At 66.5% G+C, this 18,107-nt stretch carries 17 protein-coding genes; 12 read left to right on the top strand and 5 right to left on the bottom strand.

Going from position 1 to position 18,107, the window contains the following annotated elements; genetic code table 11:
* Positions 1 to 15: 15 nt before the first annotated feature.
* The 3 genes from G154_RS10695 (at position 16) to G154_RS10705 (ending at position 6,118) form a co-directional block, all read left to right on the top strand.
* Positions 16 to 3,969 carry a DNA-directed RNA polymerase subunit beta' gene (locus G154_RS10695; RefSeq protein ID WP_019514005.1) on the top strand — a complete coding sequence of 1,318 codons (3,954 nt, stop codon included), beginning with the start codon at positions 16 to 18 and terminating at the stop codon, positions 3,967 to 3,969.
* A 276-nt stretch (positions 3,970 to 4,245) separates the two neighbouring features.
* Positions 4,246 to 4,995, top strand: a complete 750-nt coding sequence (locus tag G154_RS10700; protein ID WP_023985321.1) for a deoxyribonuclease IV — start codon at positions 4,246 to 4,248, stop codon at positions 4,993 to 4,995.
* Between the two features lie 61 nt (positions 4,996 to 5,056).
* Positions 5,057 to 6,118, top strand: coding sequence for a phosphatase PAP2 family protein (locus G154_RS10705; RefSeq protein WP_019514007.1), 1,062 nt, complete (start codon positions 5,057 to 5,059; stop codon positions 6,116 to 6,118).
* A 7-nt stretch (positions 6,119 to 6,125) separates the two neighbouring features.
* Here the strand turns inward: G154_RS10705 and G154_RS10710 are convergent, their stop codons facing one another.
* Positions 6,126 to 6,722: a TetR/AcrR family transcriptional regulator gene (locus tag G154_RS10710; RefSeq protein WP_019514008.1), complete on the bottom strand. Its 597-nt coding sequence runs from the start codon at positions 6,720 to 6,722 to the stop codon at positions 6,126 to 6,128.
* 2 nt (positions 6,723 to 6,724) lie between these two features.
* On the bottom strand, positions 6,725 to 7,060 hold the full coding sequence (locus G154_RS10715; protein WP_023985322.1) for a cupin domain-containing protein: 336 nt from the start codon (positions 7,058 to 7,060) through the stop codon (positions 6,725 to 6,727).
* Between the two features lie 62 nt (positions 7,061 to 7,122).
* On the opposite strand from G154_RS10715, the gene G154_RS10720 reads away from it, so the two are divergent.
* The 4 genes from G154_RS10720 to G154_RS10735 are packed head-to-tail and all read left to right on the top strand — an operon-like array spanning position 7,123 to position 11,148.
* Positions 7,123 to 8,742, top strand: a complete 1,620-nt coding sequence (locus G154_RS10720) for an acyl-CoA dehydrogenase family protein (protein ID WP_019514010.1) — start codon at positions 7,123 to 7,125, stop codon at positions 8,740 to 8,742.
* A complete protein-coding gene (locus G154_RS10725; RefSeq protein ID WP_023985323.1) occupies positions 8,739 to 9,665 on the top strand; it encodes a crotonase/enoyl-CoA hydratase family protein in 927 nt (308 codons plus the stop codon). Before G154_RS10720 ends, G154_RS10725 begins: the two co-directional genes overlap by 4 nt.
* The gene (locus G154_RS10730) at positions 9,665 to 10,378 is read left to right on the top strand and encodes a PaaX family transcriptional regulator C-terminal domain-containing protein (protein ID WP_019514012.1); all 714 of its coding nucleotides are present in this window, start codon (positions 9,665 to 9,667) and stop codon (positions 10,376 to 10,378) included. Before G154_RS10725 ends, G154_RS10730 begins: the two co-directional genes overlap by 1 nt.
* Complete coding sequence (locus tag G154_RS10735) at positions 10,375 to 11,148, top strand: crotonase/enoyl-CoA hydratase family protein (protein ID WP_019514013.1); 774 nt, start codon at positions 10,375 to 10,377, stop codon at positions 11,146 to 11,148. The genes G154_RS10730 and G154_RS10735 overlap by 4 nt, the downstream gene beginning before the upstream one ends.
* An 8-nt stretch (positions 11,149 to 11,156) precedes the next feature.
* On the opposite strand, the gene G154_RS10740 is transcribed toward G154_RS10735, so the two are convergent.
* The 3 genes from G154_RS10740 to G154_RS10750 are packed head-to-tail and all read right to left on the bottom strand — an operon-like array spanning position 11,157 to position 12,634.
* Positions 11,157 to 11,555, bottom strand: a complete 399-nt coding sequence (locus tag G154_RS10740; protein WP_019514014.1) for a DUF3060 domain-containing protein — start codon at positions 11,553 to 11,555, stop codon at positions 11,157 to 11,159.
* Between the two features lie 29 nt (positions 11,556 to 11,584).
* On the bottom strand, positions 11,585 to 12,199 hold the full coding sequence (locus G154_RS10745; protein WP_234713036.1) for a M15 family metallopeptidase: 615 nt from the start codon (positions 12,197 to 12,199) through the stop codon (positions 11,585 to 11,587).
* A 57-nt stretch (positions 12,200 to 12,256) separates the two neighbouring features.
* Entirely contained in the window at positions 12,257 to 12,634 is a 378-nt protein-coding gene (locus G154_RS10750; RefSeq protein ID WP_023985325.1) for a DUF3060 domain-containing protein, read from the bottom strand.
* A gap of 161 nt (positions 12,635 to 12,795) precedes the next feature.
* Between G154_RS10750 and G154_RS10755 the strand changes: the two genes are divergently transcribed.
* From G154_RS10755 to tuf, 5 genes are all read left to right on the top strand, one after another.
* The gene (locus G154_RS10755; protein ID WP_019514017.1) at positions 12,796 to 13,383 is read left to right on the top strand and encodes a TetR/AcrR family transcriptional regulator; all 588 of its coding nucleotides are present in this window, start codon (positions 12,796 to 12,798) and stop codon (positions 13,381 to 13,383) included.
* Between the two features lie 316 nt (positions 13,384 to 13,699).
* A complete protein-coding gene (gene rpsL / locus G154_RS10760; RefSeq protein WP_019514018.1) occupies positions 13,700 to 14,074 on the top strand; it encodes a 30S ribosomal protein S12 in 375 nt (124 codons plus the stop codon).
* Positions 14,074 to 14,544, top strand: coding sequence for a 30S ribosomal protein S7 (gene rpsG / locus G154_RS10765; protein ID WP_018601866.1), 471 nt, complete (start codon positions 14,074 to 14,076; stop codon positions 14,542 to 14,544). Before rpsL ends, rpsG begins: the two co-directional genes overlap by 1 nt.
* Before the next feature lie 77 nt (positions 14,545 to 14,621).
* Positions 14,622 to 16,724: an elongation factor G gene (gene fusA, locus G154_RS10770; RefSeq protein ID WP_019514019.1), complete on the top strand. Its 2,103-nt coding sequence runs from the start codon at positions 14,622 to 14,624 to the stop codon at positions 16,722 to 16,724.
* Positions 16,725 to 16,895: 171 nt separating this feature from the next.
* On the top strand, positions 16,896 to 18,086 hold the full coding sequence (gene tuf / locus G154_RS10775; RefSeq protein WP_019514020.1) for an elongation factor Tu: 1,191 nt from the start codon (positions 16,896 to 16,898) through the stop codon (positions 18,084 to 18,086).
* Positions 18,087 to 18,107: the final 21 nt, after the last annotated feature.

The following is an 18,107-nucleotide window of genomic DNA, read 5'->3' on the forward strand; positions in this document are numbered from 1 at the left end:
GGGAAAGGGAGTTACGTGCTAGACGTCAACTTCTTCGATGAACTCCGCATCGGTCTGGCGACCGCGGACGACATCCGCAACTGGTCCTTCGGCGAGGTCAAGAAGCCGGAGACCATCAACTACCGCACGCTCAAGCCCGAGAAGGACGGCCTGTTCTGCGAGAAGATCTTCGGACCTACTCGCGACTGGGAGTGCTACTGCGGCAAGTACAAGCGCGTGCGCTTCAAGGGCATCATCTGTGAGCGCTGCGGCGTCGAGGTGACCCGCGCCAAGGTGCGTCGTGAGCGGATGGGCCACATCGAGCTGGCCGCACCCGTCACGCACATCTGGTACTTCAAGGGCGTCCCGTCGCGCTTGGGCTACCTGCTGGACCTGGCCCCGAAGGATCTGGAAAAGATCATCTACTTCGCGGCCTACGTCATCGTCGCCGTCGACACCGAGATGCGGCACAACGAGCTCTCGACGCTCGAGGCCGAGATGGTCGTCGAGAAGAAGGCCGTCGAGGATCAGCGCGACGCCGACCTGGAGGCCCGGGCCCAGAAGCTCGAAGCCGACCTGGCCGAGCTGGAGAAGGAAGGCGCCAAGTCCGACGTGCGCCGCAAGGTGCGCGACGGTGGCGAGCGCGAGATGCGCCAGCTGCGCGATCGGGCCCAGCGTGAGCTGGACCGGCTCGACGAGATCTGGACCACCTTCACCAAGCTGGCCGTCAAGCAGCTCATCGTCGACGAGGTGCTCTACCGCGAGCTCGTCGACCGCTACGGCGAGTACTTCACCGGTGCGATGGGTGCCGAGTCGATCAAGAAGCTCATCGAGACCTTCGACATCGACGCCGAGGCCGAGAGCCTGCGCGACACCATCAAGAACGGCAAGGGCCAGAAGAAGCTGCGTGCGCTCAAGCGACTGAAGGTCGTCGCCGCGTTCCAGCAGTCCGGCAACTCGCCCATGGGCATGGTGCTCGACGCCGTTCCGGTGATCCCGCCGGAGCTGCGCCCGATGGTTCAGCTCGACGGTGGCCGCTTCGCGACCTCCGACCTCAACGATCTGTACCGCCGAGTCATCAACCGCAACAACCGGCTCAAGCGACTGATCGACCTCGGTGCGCCCGAGATCATCGTCAACAACGAGAAGCGCATGCTTCAGGAGTCGGTGGACGCGCTGTTCGACAACGGCCGTCGTGGCCGGCCCGTCACCGGGCCGGGCAACCGTCCGCTCAAGTCGCTGTCCGATCTGCTCAAGGGCAAGCAGGGCCGCTTCCGTCAGAACCTGCTCGGTAAGCGCGTCGACTACTCGGGCCGTTCGGTCATCGTCGTCGGCCCGCAGCTGAAGCTGCACCAGTGCGGTCTGCCCAAGCTGATGGCCCTCGAGCTGTTCAAGCCGTTCGTGATGAAGCGTCTGGTCGACCTGAACCACGCGCAGAACATCAAGAGCGCCAAGCGCATGGTGGAACGCCAGCGTCCCCAGGTGTGGGATGTCCTCGAAGAGGTCATCGCCGAGCACCCGGTGCTGCTGAACCGTGCACCTACCCTGCACCGCCTCGGTATCCAGGCCTTCGAGCCGCAGCTGGTCGAGGGCAAGGCCATCCAGCTGCACCCGCTGGTGTGTGAGGCGTTCAACGCCGACTTCGACGGTGACCAGATGGCCGTGCACCTTCCGCTGTCGGCGGAGGCGCAGGCCGAGGCACGCATCCTGATGCTGTCCTCGAACAACATCCTGTCGCCCGCGTCGGGTCGTCCGCTGGCCATGCCGCGTCTGGACATGGTGACCGGTCTGTTCTTCCTGACCACCGAGATCGACGGTGACAAGGGCGAATACACCCCGGCCGCCACGGACACCCCGGAGACCGGTGTGTACAGCTCGCCGGCCGAGGCGATCATGGCGATGGACCGCGGCGCGCTGAGCGTGCGCGCCAAGATCAAGGTGCGGCTGACCACCCTGCGTCCGCCGGCCGACATCGAGGCACAGCTGTTCCCCGAGGGCTGGAAGCACGGGGATGCCTGGACCGCGTCGACCACGCTGGGTCGGGTGCTGTTCAACGAGCTGCTGCCCAAGGGCTACCCGTTCGTGAACGCGCAGATGTTCAAGAAGGCGCAGGCGTCGATCATCAACGATCTCGCCGAGCGCTACCCGATGATCGTCGTCGCGCAGACCGTCGACAAGCTCAAGGACGCGGGCTTCCACTGGGCGACCCGCTCGGGCGTGACGGTCTCCATGGCCGACGTGCTCGTGCCGCCGCAGAAGACCGAGATCCTGGAGCGCTACGAGGGCGAAGCCGACGCGATCGAGAAGCAGTACCAGCGCGGCAAGCTCAACCATGACGAGCGCAACGGCGAGCTGGTGAAGATCTGGCAGCAGGCCACCGAAGAGGTCGGTAAGGCGCTGGAGGAGTACTACCCGTCGGACAACCCGATCATCACGATCGTGAAGTCCGGCGCCACGGGCAACATCACCCAGACCCGCACGCTCGCGGGCATGAAGGGTCTGGTGACCAACCCGAAGGGTGAGTACATCCCGCGTCCGATCAAGTCCTCGTTCCGCGAGGGCCTGACCGTGCTGGAGTACTTCATCAACACCCACGGTGCCCGTAAGGGTCTGGCCGACACCGCGCTGCGTACCGCCGACTCGGGTTACCTGACCCGTCGTCTGGTGGACGTGAGCCAGGACGTCATCGTGCGCGAGACCGATTGCCAGACCGAGCGCGGCATCAACGTCACGCTGGCCGAGAAGGCAGAGGACGGCACGCTGGTCCGCGATCAGCACATCGAGACGTCGGCGTACGCCCGGACGCTGGCCACCGACGCGGTGGACGCTGACGGCAACGTCGTCATCGAGCGCGGACATGACCTGGGCGACCCGGCCATCGACGCGCTGCTGGCCGCCGGCATCACCGAGGTGAAGGTCCGCTCCGTGCTGACCTGCACCACGGGCACCGGCGTCTGCGCCATGTGCTATGGCCGCTCGATGGCCACCGGCAAGCTCGTCGACATCGGCGAGGCCGTCGGTATTGTCGCCGCGCAGTCGATCGGTGAGCCCGGCACGCAGCTGACCATGCGTACCTTCCACCAGGGTGGTGTCACCGGTGGCGCCGACATCGTCGGTGGTCTGCCGCGTGTGCAGGAGCTGTTCGAGGCCCGCGTTCCGCGGAACAAGGCCCCGATCGCCGATGTCACCGGCCGGGTGCAGCTGGAGGAGACCGACAAGTTCTACAAGATCACCATCGTTCCCGACGATGGTGGCGAGGAAGTCGTCTACGACAAGCTGACCCGTCGCCAGCGCCTGAAGGTGTTCAAGCACGACGACGGTTCCGAGCGCCTGCTCTCCGACGGTGACCACGTCGAGGTCGGCCAGCAGCTCATGGAAGGTGCTGCCGATCCGCACGAGGTGCTGCGTGTGCAGGGCCCGCGCGAGGTGCAGATCCACCTGGTCCGCGAGGTCCAGGAGGTCTACCGCGCCCAGGGTGTGTCGATCCACGACAAGCACATCGAGGTCATCGTGCGGCAGATGCTGCGTCGCGTGACGATCATCGATTCCGGTGCCACGGAGTTCCTGCCCGGATCGCTGACCGAGCGCAGCGAATTCGAGTCGGAGAACCGTCGGGTCGTCGCCGAGGGCAACGAGCCCGCGGCGGGACGTCCGGTGCTGATGGGTATCACGAAGGCATCGCTGGCCACCGATTCGTGGCTGTCGGCGGCGTCGTTCCAGGAGACCACTCGCGTGCTGACCGATGCGGCGATCAACTGCCGCAGCGACAAGCTGATGGGTCTGAAGGAGAACGTGATCATCGGTAAGTTGATCCCGGCCGGTACCGGCATCGCCCGTTACCGCGACATCCAGGTCAACCCGACCGAGGAGGCCCGCGCTGCGGCGTACACGATCCCGTCCTACGAGGATCAGTACTACAGCCCGGACTTCGGCCAGAGCACCGGCGCTGCCGTGCCGCTGGACGATTACGGTTACTCGGACTACCGGTAGTTCGTTTCGGAAAAGGCCCTCGGGATTCGTCCCGGGGGCCTTTTTCGTGCCCGGGTGCGCCGTGCGCTCGGTGTGTGCGCGGTTTCAGTCTCGCCGGGGATCAACCCGTTCCGGCTGAATCCAGGTAGGCATCCGGCTGTCTGGAGCTACCTGGCTTCAGCCCGCCGGCCGATTGGGCTCGCGACACTGAAACGTGGTCGTGCTGGTCTGCGGGCTGGGCACATTCCTGCCCGGCACCCCGCAGGGCCCCTCGGTGCGCGCGCCTAGACTGGCCGCGTGCTCATCGGATCTCATGTGAACCCCGACGACCCGCTGGCCGCGGCCGCCGCAGAGAACGCCGACGTGGTGCAGTTCTTCCTCGGCAACCCGCAGAGCTGGAAGAAGCCCAAGCCCCGCGAGGACGCCGAAACACTCAAGGCCGCGGCCGTCCCGCTCTACGTGCACGCGCCGTACCTGATCAACGTGGCATCGGCGAACAACCGGGTGCGCATCCCGTCCCGCAAGATCCTGCAGGACACCTGCGACGCCGCCGCCGAGATCAACGCGACGGCGGTGATCGTGCACGGCGGGCACGCCGACGACAACGATATGGAAGCCGGGTTCGAGCGCTGGGCCAAGGCGCTGGACTACCTGGAGACCGACGTCCCGGTGTACCTGGAGAACACCGCGGGCGGCGACCACGCGATGGCGCGGCATTTCGACACCATCGGCCGGCTGTGGGAGCGCATCGGCGACAAGGGGATCGGGTTCTGCCTGGACACCTGCCATGCGTGGGCGGCCGGCGAAGCCCTCATCGACGCGGTCGACCGGATCAAGGCCATCACCGGGCGCATCGATCTGGTGCACTGCAACGACTCGCGGGACGCGGCGGGCTCCGGCGCCGACCGGCACGCCAACTTCGGCACCGGCCAGATCGATCCCGACCTGCTGGTGGCCGTCGTCAAGGCCGCCGGTGCCCCGGTGATCTGCGAGACGTCCGAGGACGGCCGCAAGGACGACATCGCCTTCCTGCGCGACAACATCTGACACCACACCGCAACCTTGAGCAAACGGTAGGTGGCCAACGGGTGAACTAGGCTCCCGTAACGTGGCCACGATCGACGAGGAACAGTCGATCGTTTCGCCACCCGCAAGTCCCGACCGCCGAGCCCAGCGCCTGCGCTATCTGCGTTACGCCGCGATCGCGACCTGGGCGGGCGTCGTCATCTATCGCACGGTGACCGACGGTTTCGCCTTCAACCGCGAGCTACTGCTGGTCTATATCGGCACCGGCCTGATGGCGGCCAGCATCGGCCAGGGGCGCGCGATGCTCTACGTCATCCGCGACTGGCTGCCGTTCGCCTTGCTGCTGATCGCCTACGACCTGAGCCGCGGCGCGGCCGATCTGGTCGGCAGACCGACGCTGTGGCACTGGCAGGCCGATGCCGACCGGTGGCTGTTCTTCGGGACCATGCCGACGGTGTGGCTTCAGGAGCGGCTCAAACTGCCCGAGCCGCCGCTGTGGGAAGTGCTGATCAGCTCGGTGTACATGTCCTTTTTCATCCTCCCGTATGTCATCGCCGGTGTGCTCTGGCTGCGCAACCGCGATGAGTGGAAGAGCTTCGTCAAACTGTTCGTGAGCTTGAACTTCGCCGGTCTGCTCATCTACGCGCTGGTGCCCGCGGCACCGCCGTGGGCGGCGGCACGGTGCACCGCCGCCGATGTGGCCGGGGGGCCGTCGGGACCGGAGTGCATGTTCGGTACCGCGCGCGGCGTGCCCGACGGCGGGGTGCTCGGCGCGATGGGCACCAGCATGGAGGGCGCCAACGAGTGGATCGAGCGCATCGTCGCCAGGGGCTGGCGGGCGCTGGATCTGCATACCGCCACTGCTCTGCTCGACCAGGGTCAGGCCAGCGTCAACCTCGTCGCGGCCATCCCGTCGCTGCATGCCGGCATGTCCGCCGCGCTCGCCGCCTTCCTGTGGACGCGGCTGAGCCGGCGCTGGCGGCCGGTCCTGATCGCCTACCCGCTGGTGATGGCGTTCACGTTGGTCTACACCGCCGAGCACTATGTCATCGACGTCCTGCTCGGCTGGGGTCTGGCCGCGGTGGTGTTCTACGGCCTGTCGTTATACGAATCGCGCCGCGCTGCGGCGACCACGGCCGGCTGACCGGACCTCAGACGCCGGCCGCGGCGATGACCATGTCGGCCAGCACGGCCAGATCGGCCTGCGCGCGCTCGTCGTCGGGGTCGCAGGCGTATTGCATCGTCAGGCCGTCGACGCCGGCCAGGATGAGCCGGGCCAGCTGGTCATAGCCGACGGCGCTGTTCTCACCGGCGTTGGTGGCCGCACTCCGGCACCACTGCGCGATGGCGTCGGCGTAGCGCTGGTACTCCCACTGCGCCAGGTGCTCAAGGCCCGGCTGCCGCAGTGCGTAGTTGACCAGTTCGAATTGCATCAGCTGGGAGTCGACCTGCCCGACGACCAGCTCGGACCAGAAGACCGTCAGGCCCTGCCGGACGGCATGGGCCAGTCCGCGGTCGACGTCGACGCTGGCGGTCAGGACGGTCGAGATCTCCTCGATGACGTCCTCGATGACGGCCCGCAGCAGTAGTTCCTTGCTCGGGAACACGTATTGCAATGTGCCGAGCGGCACCTCGGCTTCGGCGGCGACGGCGCGCAGCGCGGTGGCCGCGACACCCTGACGTGACATCACGGCGCGGGCCGCGGCCACGAACTGCTTACTGCGTATCGACGCCTCGACGTAGGGCATGGCTAGGTGAGGTAGATCTTGCGCAGGGTCTCGGTGACCGTCCAGGTGGTCTGCGCGCCCGCGGCAAGGCGCCCGACGTCGCCGGCCCGCAGCTCCATGGTGGGGGAGCCGTCGGCGAAGTCGACGGTGGCCGCGCCGCTGAGCACGACGAAGATCTCGTCGGCCTCGACGTCGGTCATGGTGCCGACGGACATCTCCCAGACGCCGACCTCCAGGCCGCCGACCAGGGTCAGTGTCGACGCCGCGGTGCTCGGATCGCCCGCAACCGACTGGCCGGCGGGCACCCGCTCATGGTCGAGGGTGAGGTCGGCGGCATGGACGACGGTGTTGGGTTGCACCGCACGAGTATGCACCTGTTACGTATCTTGTGCAGTTGTCGAAAAAGTGTAACAGTGGTCGGATGGCCACCCATGTCGTCACCAATCAGGTTCCGCCGCTGCGCGACCACAATCCCGCCTCCTCACCGGTACTGATGGAAGCGCTCATCCGGGAGGGCGGCGGGTGGGGCGCCGATGAGATCACCGAGCTCGGCGCGCTCAGCGGATCGGACAAGGCCCAACGCTGGGGCGAGCTCGCCGATCGGCACCGCCCCGTTCTACACACCCACGACCGGTACGGATACCGCGTCGACGAGGTCGAATACGACCCGGCCTACCACGAGCTGATGAACGTCGCGGTGGGCCACGGTCTGCACGCCGCGCCGTGGGCCGACGACCGCGCGGGATCCCATGTGGTGCGCGCGGCCAAAACCTCGGTGTGGACCCCCGAGCCGGGACATATCTGCCCGATCTCGATGACCTACGCCGTCGTCCCCGCGTTGCGGTTCAACGCCGAGCTGACCGCGGTCTACGAGCCCCTGCTGACCAGCCGCGTCTACGATCCCGAGCTCGCCGTGCCGACCACGAAAGCCGGCATCACCGCGGGCATGTCGATGACCGAGAAGCAGGGCGGCTCCGATGTCCGGGCGGGCACCACCGAGGCGACCCCAAACGGCGACGGCACCTACTCGCTGCGCGGGCACAAGTGGTTCACCTCGGCCCCGATGAGCGATGTCTTCCTGGTGCTCGCCCAGACCGCGCAGGGCGTGAGTTGTTTCTTCCTGCCCCGCGTGTTGCCCGACGGCACCCGCAACCGGATGTTCCTGCAACGGCTGAAGAACAAGCTCGGCAACCATGCCAATGCCTCCAGCGAGGTCGAGTACGACGGCGCGACGGCGTGGCTGGTCGGCGAGGAGGGTCGCGGGGTCAAGACCATCATCGAGATGGTCAACCTGACCCGGCTGGATTGCACCCTGGGCAGCGCCACCAGCATGCGCGCCGGCCTGGCCCGCGCCGTGCACCACGCGCAGTACCGAAAGGCCTTCGGCGCCTACCTGATCGACCAACCCCAGATGCGCAATGTGCTGGCCGACCTCGCCATCGAGGCCGAGGCCGCCACCATGCTGGCCATGCGGATGGCCGGTGCCACCGACGCCGCGGTGCGCGGTGACGAAAGGGAGTCGCTGTTGCGGCGCATCGGGCTGGCCGCCGCGAAGTACTGGGTATGTAAGCGCGCCACCCCGCACGCCGCCGAGGCGATGGAATGCCTCGGCGGCAACGGCTACGTCGAGGACTCCGGCATGCCGCGGCTCTACCGGGAGGCCCCGCTGATGGGCATCTGGGAAGGATCGGGAAACGTCAGCGCGCTGGACACACTGCGTGCCATGGTCACCCGGCCGGAATGCGTCGACGTCCTGTTCGAGGAACTGGCGCCGGCGTCGGACCCACGCCTGGACGCCCATGTGGCACAGCTGAAGACCGCCCTTGGCGATTTCACCGATATCGAGCACCGGGCCCGCAAGATCACCGAGGACATCGCGCTGGCCCTGCAGGGCGCGCTGCTGGTGCGGCACGGCCATCCGGCCGTCGCCGAGGCCTTCCTGACCAGCCGCCTCGGCGGACAATGGGGTGGAGCGTTCGGCACCCTGCCGACCGGTCTGGACCTGGCACCGGTGATCGAGCGCGCGATGGTCAAGGGATGAGCGCCGACACGCTGTCCTCCAGGCCCTTGAAAACGATGACCTACGAGGTGACCGATCGCATCGCCCGGATCACCTTCAATCGCCCCGACAAGGGCAATGCCATCGTCGCCGACACCCCGGTGGAGTTGGCAGCCTGCGTCGAGCGCGCCGACCTCGACCCGAACGTGCACGTGATCCTGGTTTCCGGTGCCGGCGAAGGGTTCTGCGCGGGATTCGACCTGGGCGCCTACGCCGACGGATCGTCGTCGCCGGGCAACGACTACCGCGGCACGGTGCTGGACGGGAAGACCCAGGCCGTCAACCACCTCCCCGACCGGCCCTGGGATCCGATGATCGACTATCAGATGATGAGCCGGTTCGTCCGCGGTTTCGCCAGCCTGATGCACTGCGACAAACCGACCGTCGTCAAGATCCACGGCTACTGCGTGGCCGGCGGGACCGATATCGCGTTGCACGCCGATCAGGTCATCGCGGCATCGGATGCCAAGATCGGCTACCCACCGATGCGGGTGTGGGGTGTCCCGGCGGCCGGGCTTTGGGCGCACCGCCTCGGCGATCAGCGCGCGAAAAGGCTGCTGTTCACCGGGGATTGCATCACCGGGGCGCAGGCCGCCGAATGGGGGTTGGCGGTGGAGGCGCCCGAGCCCGAGGATCTCGATGAGCGGACCGAACGACTCGTCGCGCGCATCGCGGCCATGCCGATCAACCAGCTCATCATGGCCAAGCTGGCCTGCAACACCGCACTGCTGCAGCAAGGTGTCGCCACCAGCAGGATGGTGAGCACCGTCTTCGACGGTATCGCCAGGCACACCCCGGAGGGGCATGCCTTCGTCGCCGATGCCGTCGAGCACGGATTCCGCGAAGCGGTCCGCCACCGTGACGAGCCGCTCGGCGACCATGGTCGCCGAGCCTCCGGAGTCTGATGCGGCTGACCGCGCGTTCGGTGGTGCTCAGCGTGCTGCTCGGCGCGCACCCGGCGTGGGCATCGGCGGCCGAGTTGATCACGCTGACCTCCGATTTCGGCATCCGTGAGTCGACGTTGCGGGTGGCGCTGACCCGGATGGTCGGTGCCGGGGACCTGGTGCGCTCGGCCGACGGGTATCGGCTCTCGGATCGCCTGCTGGCCCGGCAGCGCAGGCAGGATGCGGCGATCGAACCGCAGGAACGTGATTGGCGCGGGGTGTGGACGACGCTGGTGATCACCCGCGTCGGCGCCGATGCCCGCAGCCGGTCCGAACTGCGGAACACACTGTCACAACACAGATTCGGTGAGCTGCGTGACGGGGTGTGGCTGCGGCCGGACAACTTGCAGGTGGCGCTCCCGGCCGATGTGCTGGCACGGACGAGAGTGCTGCACAGCCGCGATGATGATCCCGCCGGATTGGTGGCCCAGTTGTGGGATCTGGATGGCTGGGCAGCCGAAGGTGCCCGCCTGCTCGACGAGATCGAGAGCGCGGAGGACGTTCCCATGCGATTCGTCGCCGCGGCGGCGATCGTGCGCCAGCTGCTGACCGATCCGGTGCTGCCCGTCGAACTGTTGCCGGCGGGCTGGCCGGGGGAGCGGCTTCGCCGCGCCTACCGGACCTTCGCGGCCGAATTGGTCGCGCGACGTGACGAGAAAGTGGAGGCGATATGAGCGCGCAGGCCGGCTCGGTACGGGTGGAGCGCAACGGACCGGTGACGACGGTGATCATGAACAGACCCGCCGCGCGCAATGCCGTCGATGGGCCGACCGCCGCCGAACTCTATGCGGCCTTCGAGGAGTTCGACGCCGATCCGGACGCCGCGGTGGCTGTGCTCTGTGGTGACAACGGAACATTCTGTGCCGGAGCCGATCTCAAGGCGATGGGCACGCCGCAAAGCAACCGGGTACGCCCCGACGGGCCAGGGCCGATGGGCCCGACGCGGATGGTGCTGTCCAAGCCGGTGATCGCGGCGGTCAGCGGATATGCCGTGGCGGGCGGTCTGGAACTGGCGCTGTGGTGTGACCTGCGGGTGGTCGAGGACGATGCCGTGTTCGGGGTGTTCTGCCGGCGGTGGGGGGTCCCGCTCATCGACGGCGGCACGGTGCGGTTGCCCCGCCTGATCGGGCACAGTCGGGCGATGGACCTGATCCTGACCGGACGCGCGGTCGATGCCGACGAGGCACTGCAGATCGGGTTGGCCAACCGGGTGGTGCCCGCCGGCCAGGCGCGCACGGCGGCCGAGGAGTTGGCGGCTCAACTCGCCGCGCTCCCGCAGGGCTGCATGCGCGCCGACCGGCTCTCGGCGCTGCACCAGTGGGGCGAAACCGAAGACGAGGCAATGGCTTTCGAATTCGACAGCTTGCAGAAGTCGTCAGCCGAATTGCTGGCCGGTGCGAAACGGTTCGCCGACGGCGCGGGCCGGCACGGCGCACAGAGCTGAGCTGTCGACTAGCCCTTGTCGACCTTGTTGCCGCTGCCCAGATCCTCGATCTTCGGATCCCCGGCGAGGTAGACGACGGTGTTGTCCAGACCCACCACGCTGATCTTGGTCTCCACGTTGTCCAGCGTGATCTTGTTGTCCGCACCACCCACGTTGACGCTCGAGCACGTTCCCTTGACCGTCAGCACGTTGTTGGATCCACCGATGTTCAGCGCCTTGCCCTCGGCGCAGTCGATATCGGCGGTGGTGCCCACCGACCCGTAGTTGATGGTGTTGCCGATCTGGACCTGTGCACCCGAGGTGCCCGCCGTGACCGACGTCCGGCCCGACTCGTCGCCGGACCCGCAGGCGGTCAATCCGAGTGCGAGCAGAACCACCGCCGATAACCCGACGACCTGAGTGCGCATGCTTCCTCGATTCTCTTTCTGGTGTGCGGCTAACCGAGCGGCACATTGATGATCGGTCGCGGCGCTCCGGCTCCGGGCCCGTCGAAATGCCACCACTCACCGTCGTACACCGACAATCCGCCGGCGGCCATGGCCGCGCGCAGGACGGCCCGGTTCTGCTGTGCGGCCGGGCTCACCCCGTCGGTGGCATAGGCCATCGCATCGGGGGTGAAGGAATCGAAATCGGTGCCCATATCGGTCAGGCCCGTCGCGCCGTAGGTCGTGACATCCACCGAGCGGCCGGATTCGTGGCTCTTGGAATAGTCGCCGGGGCGGGCCACCCATGCCGGATTGGAGACCACTTCGAACATCCGTACCTGCACGTCATGCGGTCGGTAGCAGTCCCAGAACACCAGCCGCAGGCCCTGCGCGCGAAGTTGCGCGGCGGCGACGGCCAACCCCTGTGCCAGCGACTCGTGCACCAGGCAGCGGGCCCCCGGCGGGTACAGCGGTGTGCCCACGAAATTGTTCGCGGTGGCGTAGCGCAGATCTATCAGGGCATCGGGCACCGCGGCGCGGACATCGATGAACCCGACGGCGCGGGCCGCCGCCGACACCGGGGGAGCAGGTTGCGCGCTGGCCACCGGCGAGAGATCGGGATTCACAGCGAGGCCACCTATTCCGCACAGCAGGGCGAACAGGGTGAGGAGTCGGCGCACGGGTCAGGCAGGTGCCCAGTTGATCCGGTTGGTCATCCCCAGCTCGCGGCCGCGGTCGATCAATGCGGGGGCGCCGTTGTGATAGATGACGGTCTGGTCGTACCCGTAGACGGTGATGTCGTTGACGACATTGTCGGCGACGACGATGTTCGACGAACCCTGCAGCGTCACCGCCCAGCAGCTGCCCTTGGCGTAGATGGTGTTGCTGGTGCCGTTGACCAGCAACGTGGCGTTGTTGCAGTCCAGCGTCTGGGTGATGCCCTGACCGGTGATGTGGGTGTCACCGTTCTTGGCCTCGGCCGCCGGGGCGCCGGCCAGCGCCATGGCTGCGGCAAGGACACCCGCGGTCGCGGACCGGCTACGGACTGAGAGGCTCGCCATGGGTCAACAGCGTACGGTGCGGCGCCGCGGTCGTGGCAGGTCTGACGTAATCACCGTCGGATCGTGTGACCGAGCTGAATCCGGACCCGGTGAACTAGAGTCATTCGTCAGCCTCGCCAAAGATGTAGCCGGGGACGGGTGGGACTTCGGAAGGGGTAGCGATGGCAACGCGGGCGACCAAACTGAGCCGCGACGCCATCGTCAGCGCCGCGCTGGCATTCCTGGACCGTGAGGGCTGGGACGCGCTGACCATCAACGCCCTGGCGACCCAACTCGGCACCAAGGGCCCGTCGCTGTACAACCACGTGCAAAGCCTTGAGGACCTGCGTCGAACAGTGCGTATGCACGTGATCGGAGACATCATCGGCATGTTGCGGGCGGTCGGGGAGGGGCGCACCCGCGATGACGCGGTGGTCACCATGGCCAGCGCCTACCGCAGTTACGCCCACCACCATCCGGGTCGCTATTCGGCGTTCACCAGGATGCCGCTCGGCGGTGACGACCCGGAGTACACCGCGGCAGCAAGGGAGGCCGCCGGCCCGGTGCTCGCCGCGCTGGCGTCCTACGGGCTGGCCGGCGATAACGCGTTCTATGCGGCCCTGGAGTTCTGGTCGGCGCTGCACGGTTTCGTCCTGCTGGAGATGACCGGGGTGATGGACGATATCGACACCGACGCGGTCTTCACTGACATGGTTCTGCGACTCGCGGCAGGCATGCAACAGCGGGAGCCACAGCCGGGTCTCCGGTAGGCTCGAAGTTGGGTGCTGTGACGGGCGTAGCGTCTGACCTGCGATAAGGCCGTTACGCACGGGTTTGGTTCGGCGCGCCCACCCCTGGTATCGTGGGACCTCGTGCCTGGCTGTCAGGGGGCACATGTGTTCACCTCGTGGACCGTATCCCCTGCAGGTCGGGCGAATTCGTGTGTCTTCGTACGTCTGTCGGATGCATCGGGGTGAAAGCCGCGGTGCAGGCGCGTGCGACACGCCCGAACGCGGGGGACGCGATCGGGTGAAAACTGCAGTACAGAGACTTAGAAGTTCGAATAGCAACACAGAAAGCCGGTACATGCCAACCATCAACCAGCTGGTCCGCAAGGGTCGCCGCGACAAGGTCGCCAAGGTCAAGACCGCGGCCCTCAAGGGCAGTCCGCAGCGTCGCGGCGTGTGCACTCGCGTGTACACCACCACTCCGAAGAAGCCGAACTCGGCGCTTCGCAAGGTCGCTCGCGTTCGCCTGACCAGCGCGGTCGAGGTCACGGCCTACATCCCCGGTGAGGGCCACAACCTGCAGGAGCACTCGATGGTGCTGGTGCGCGGCGGTCGTGTGAAGGACCTCCCGGGTGTGCGCTACAAGATCATCCGCGGTTCGCTGGACACCCAGGGTGTCAAGAACCGCAAGCAAGCACGCAGCCGTTACGGCGCCAAGAAGGAGAAGAGCTGATGCCGCGCAAGGGCCCCGCGCCGAAGCGTCCGTTGGTCAACGACCCCGTCTACGGGTCGCAGCTGGTCACCCAGCTGGTCAACAAGGTGCTGCTGGACGGCAAGAAGTCGCTCGCCGAGCGCATCGTCTACGGCGCTCTCGAGCAGGCTCGGGACAAGACCGGCACCGATCCCGTCGTCACCCTCAAGCGCGCGCTCGACAACGTCAAGCCCGCCCTCGAGGTGCGCAGCCGCCGTGTCGGTGGCGCCACCTACCAGGTGCCCGTCGAGGTTCGCCCGGACCGCTCCACCACGCTGGCGCTGCGCTGGCTGGTGAGCTTCTCCAAGGCTCGTCGCGAGAAGACCATGGTCGAGCGCCTCGCCAACGAGATCCTGGACGCGAGCAACGGCCTCGGCGCCGCGGTCAAGCGTCGCGAGGACACGCACAAGATGGCCGAAGCAAACCGGGCCTTCGCGCACTACCGCTGGTGATCTTGTCCCTGCGCAGCACCCTGCGCGGGTCGAACACCGGATAGCAATCAAGCAAGCGAAAGAGTGGGAATTTAGCCGTGGCACAGGACGTGTTGACCGACCTCACGAAGGTCCGCAACATCGGCATCATGGCGCACATCGACGCCGGCAAGACGACGACGACCGAGCGCATCCTCTTCTACACCGGTGTCAACTACAAGATCGGCGAGACGCACGACGGTGCGTCGACCACCGACTGGATGGAGCAGGAGCAGGAGCGGGGTATCACCATCACCTCCGCGGCCGTCACGTGCTTCTGGAACAACAACCAGATCAACATCATCGACACCCCGGGACACGTCGACTTCACCGTCGAGGTGGAGCGCTCGCTGCGCGTGCTCGACGGTGCCGTCGCCGTCTTCGACGGCAAAGAGGGTGTGGAGCCGCAGTCCGAGCAGGTGTGGCGCCAGGCCGACAAATACGACGTTCCCCGCATCTGCTTCGTCAACAAGATGGACAAGCTGGGCGCGGACTTCTACTTCACCGTGCAGACCATCAAGGACCGCCTCGGTGCCAAGCCGCTGGTGATCCAGCTGCCGATCGGTGCCGAGAACGACTTCGAGGGCATCATCGACCTGGTCGAGATGAACGCCAAGGTGTGGCGTGGCGAGACCAAGATGGGTGAGCAGTACGAGGTCGTAGAGATCCCGGCCGACCTGGCCGAGAAGGCCGAGCAGTACCGCAACGAACTGCTCGAGGCCGTCGCCGAGACCGACGACGCGTTGATGGAGAAGTTCTTCGGTGGCGAAGAGCTTTCCATCGACGAGGTCAAGGGTGCGATCCGCAAACTGACCGTCAACAGCGAGATCTACCCGGTGCTGTGTGGCAGCGCGTTCAAGAACAAGGGCGTGCAGCCCATGCTCGACGCCGTCATCGACTACCTGCCCTCGCCGCTGGACGTCGAGTCCGTGCAGGGACATCTGCCGGGCAAGGAAGACGAGATCATCTCGCGCAAGCCGTCGGTGGAAGAACCGTTCTCGGCGCTGGCGTTCAAGATCGCAGTCCATCCCTTCTTCGGCAAGCTGACCTACGTCCGGGTGTACTCGGGCAAGGTCGAGTCCGGCGCCCAGGTGATCAACTCCACCAAGGGCAAGAAGGAACGGCTCGGCAAGCTCTTCCAGATGCACGCGAACAAGGAGAACCCGGTCGAACGGGCTTCCGCGGGCCACATCTACGCCGTGATCGGACTCAAGGACACCACCACCGGTGACACCCTGTGCGATCCGAACGACCAGGTCGTTCTGGAGTCGATGACGTTCCCGGATCCGGTCATCGAGGTCGCCATCGAGCCCAAGACCAAGAGCGACCAGGAGAAGCTGGGTACGGCCATCCAGAAGCTGGCCGAAGAGGATCCCACCTTCAAGGTGCACCTGGACCAGGACACCGGCCAGACCGTCATCGGCGGCATGGGCGAGCTGCACCTGGACATCCTGGTGGACCGCATGCGTCGCGAGTTCAAGGTCGAGGCCAACGTCGGCAAGCCGCAGGTGGCCTACCGCGAGACGATCAAGCGTCCGGTCCAGAACGTCGAGTACACCCACAAGAAGCAGACGGGTGGCTCGGGCCAGTTCGCCAAGGTCATCATCAGCCTGGAGCCCTTCGAGGGCGAGGACGGCGCGACCTACGAGTTCGAGAACAAGGTCACCGGTGGCCGCATCCCGCGCGAGTACATCCCCTCGGTGGATGCCGGTGCGCAGGACGCCATGCAGTACGGCGTGCTCGCCGGCTACCCGCTGGTGAACGTGAAGGTCACCCTGCTCGACGGCGCGTACCACGACGTCGACTCGTCGGAAATGGCCTTCAAGGTGGCCGGTTCCCAGGCACTGAAGAAGGCTGCCGGACAGGCACAGCCGGTCATCCTGGAACCGATCATGGCCGTCGAGGTCACCACGCCCGAGGATTACATGGGCGACGTGATCGGCGACCTGAACTCCCGCCGTGGTCAGATCCAGGCCATGGAGGAGCGCAGCGGTGCGCGTGTCGTCAAGGCGCAGGTGCCGCTGTCGGAGATGTTCGGCTACGTCGGCGACCTCCGGTCGAAGACCCAGGGCCGGGCTAACTACTCCATGGTGTTCGACTCGTACGCTGAAGTTCCGGCGAACGTGTCGAAGGAGATCATCGCGAAGGCGACCGGAGAGTGAGAATCGAGGCCGCCCGCGGCCGAGGCTCGGAGCGATCCGGGTGCCGAGCAGACGGCCACGCGAAGGCGACGGGCGAGTAATCTCTCCCGCCGGCTTGGCACGGCGTTTTCACAACTGAACACACACACAACTGCTTTGTAAGAGCACCAACAAGTCCAGGAGGACACAGAAGTGGCGAAGGCGAAGTTCGAGCGGACGAAGCCGCACGTCAACATCGGGACCATCGGTCACGTTGACCACGGCAAGACCACACTGACCGCAGCAATCACCAAGGTGCTGCACGACCAGTACCCCGATTTGAACGAGTCGCGCGCATTCGACCAGATCGACAATGCGCCCGAGGAGCGTCAGCGCGGTATCACCATCAACATCTCCCACGTGGAGTACCAGACCGAGAAGCGTCACTACGCGCACGTCGACGCCCCCGGTCACGCTGACTACATCAAGAACATGATCACCGGTGCCGCGCAGATGGACGGCGCCATCCTCGTGGTCGCCGCCACCGACGGCCCGATGCCCCAGACGCGCGAGCACGTGCTGCTCGCCCGCCAGGTCGGCGTGCCCTACATCCTGGTCGCGCTGAACAAGTCCGACATGGTCGACGACGAAGAGCTGCTCGAGCTCGTCGAGATGGAGGTCCGCGAACTGCTGGCCGCTCAGGACTTCGACGAGGAGGCCCCCGTGGTCCGCGTCTCGGCGCTCAAGGCGCTCGAGGGCGACGAGAAGTGGGTCAAGTCGGTCCAGGAGCTCATGGCTGCTGTCGACGAGTCGATCCCGGATCCGGTCCGCGAGACCGAGAAGCCGTTCCTCATGCCCGTCGAGGACGTCTTCACCATCACCGGTCGTGGCACCGTGGTGACCGGTCGCGTCGAGCGTGGCGTGATCAACGTCAACGAGGAAGTCGAGATCGTCGGCATCCGCCCGGAGACCACCAAGACCACCGTCACCGGTGTCGAGATGTTCCGCAAGCTGCTCGATCAGGGCCAGGCCGGTGACAACGTCGGTCTGCTGGTTCGTGGCATCAAGCGCGAGGACGTCGAGCGCGGTCAGGTCGTCGTGAAGCCCGGCACCACCACCCCGCACACCGAGTTCGAGGGCAGCGTCTACATCCTGTCCAAGGACGAGGGTGGCCGCCACACGCCGTTCTTCAACAACTACCGTCCGCAGTTCTACTTCCGTACCACGGACGTGACCGGCGTGGTGACCCTCGCCGAGGGCACCGAGATGGTGATGCCCGGTGACAACACCGACATCTCCGTCAAGCTGATCCAGCCGGTCGCCATGGACGAGGGCCTGCGGTTCGCCATCCGTGAGGGTGGACGCACCGTCGGCGCCGGCCGTGTCACCAAGATCATCAAGTAGTTTCAGCTAGTCCAGAGCGGC

This window comes from Mycobacterium sp. VKM Ac-1816D (assembly GCF_000416385.1).
In the GTDB taxonomy this organism is placed as follows: Bacteria; Actinomycetota; Actinomycetes; order Mycobacteriales; family Mycobacteriaceae; genus Mycobacterium; species Mycobacterium neoaurum_A.

Coding starts and splice junctions, on each gene's coding strand:
- G154_RS10720 (WP_019514010.1), top strand. CDS start 7,123: ATGGCCACCCATGTCGTCACCAATCAGGTTCCGCCGCTGCGCGACCAC.
- G154_RS10740 (WP_019514014.1), bottom strand. CDS start 11,555: ATGCGCACTCAGGTCGTCGGGTTATCGGCGGTGGTTCTGCTCGCACTC.
- G154_RS10735 (WP_019514013.1), top strand. CDS start 10,375: ATGAGCGCGCAGGCCGGCTCGGTACGGGTGGAGCGCAACGGACCGGTG.
- G154_RS10730 (WP_019514012.1), top strand. CDS start 9,665: ATGCGGCTGACCGCGCGTTCGGTGGTGCTCAGCGTGCTGCTCGGCGCG.
- G154_RS10725 (WP_023985323.1), top strand. CDS start 8,739: ATGAGCGCCGACACGCTGTCCTCCAGGCCCTTGAAAACGATGACCTAC.
- rpsG (WP_018601866.1), top strand. CDS start 14,074: ATGCCGCGCAAGGGCCCCGCGCCGAAGCGTCCGTTGGTCAACGACCCC.
- rpsL (WP_019514018.1), top strand. CDS start 13,700: ATGCCAACCATCAACCAGCTGGTCCGCAAGGGTCGCCGCGACAAGGTC.
- G154_RS10755 (WP_019514017.1), top strand. CDS start 12,796: ATGGCAACGCGGGCGACCAAACTGAGCCGCGACGCCATCGTCAGCGCC.
- G154_RS10750 (WP_023985325.1), bottom strand. CDS start 12,634: ATGGCGAGCCTCTCAGTCCGTAGCCGGTCCGCGACCGCGGGTGTCCTT.
- G154_RS10710 (WP_019514008.1), bottom strand. CDS start 6,722: ATGCCCTACGTCGAGGCGTCGATACGCAGTAAGCAGTTCGTGGCCGCG.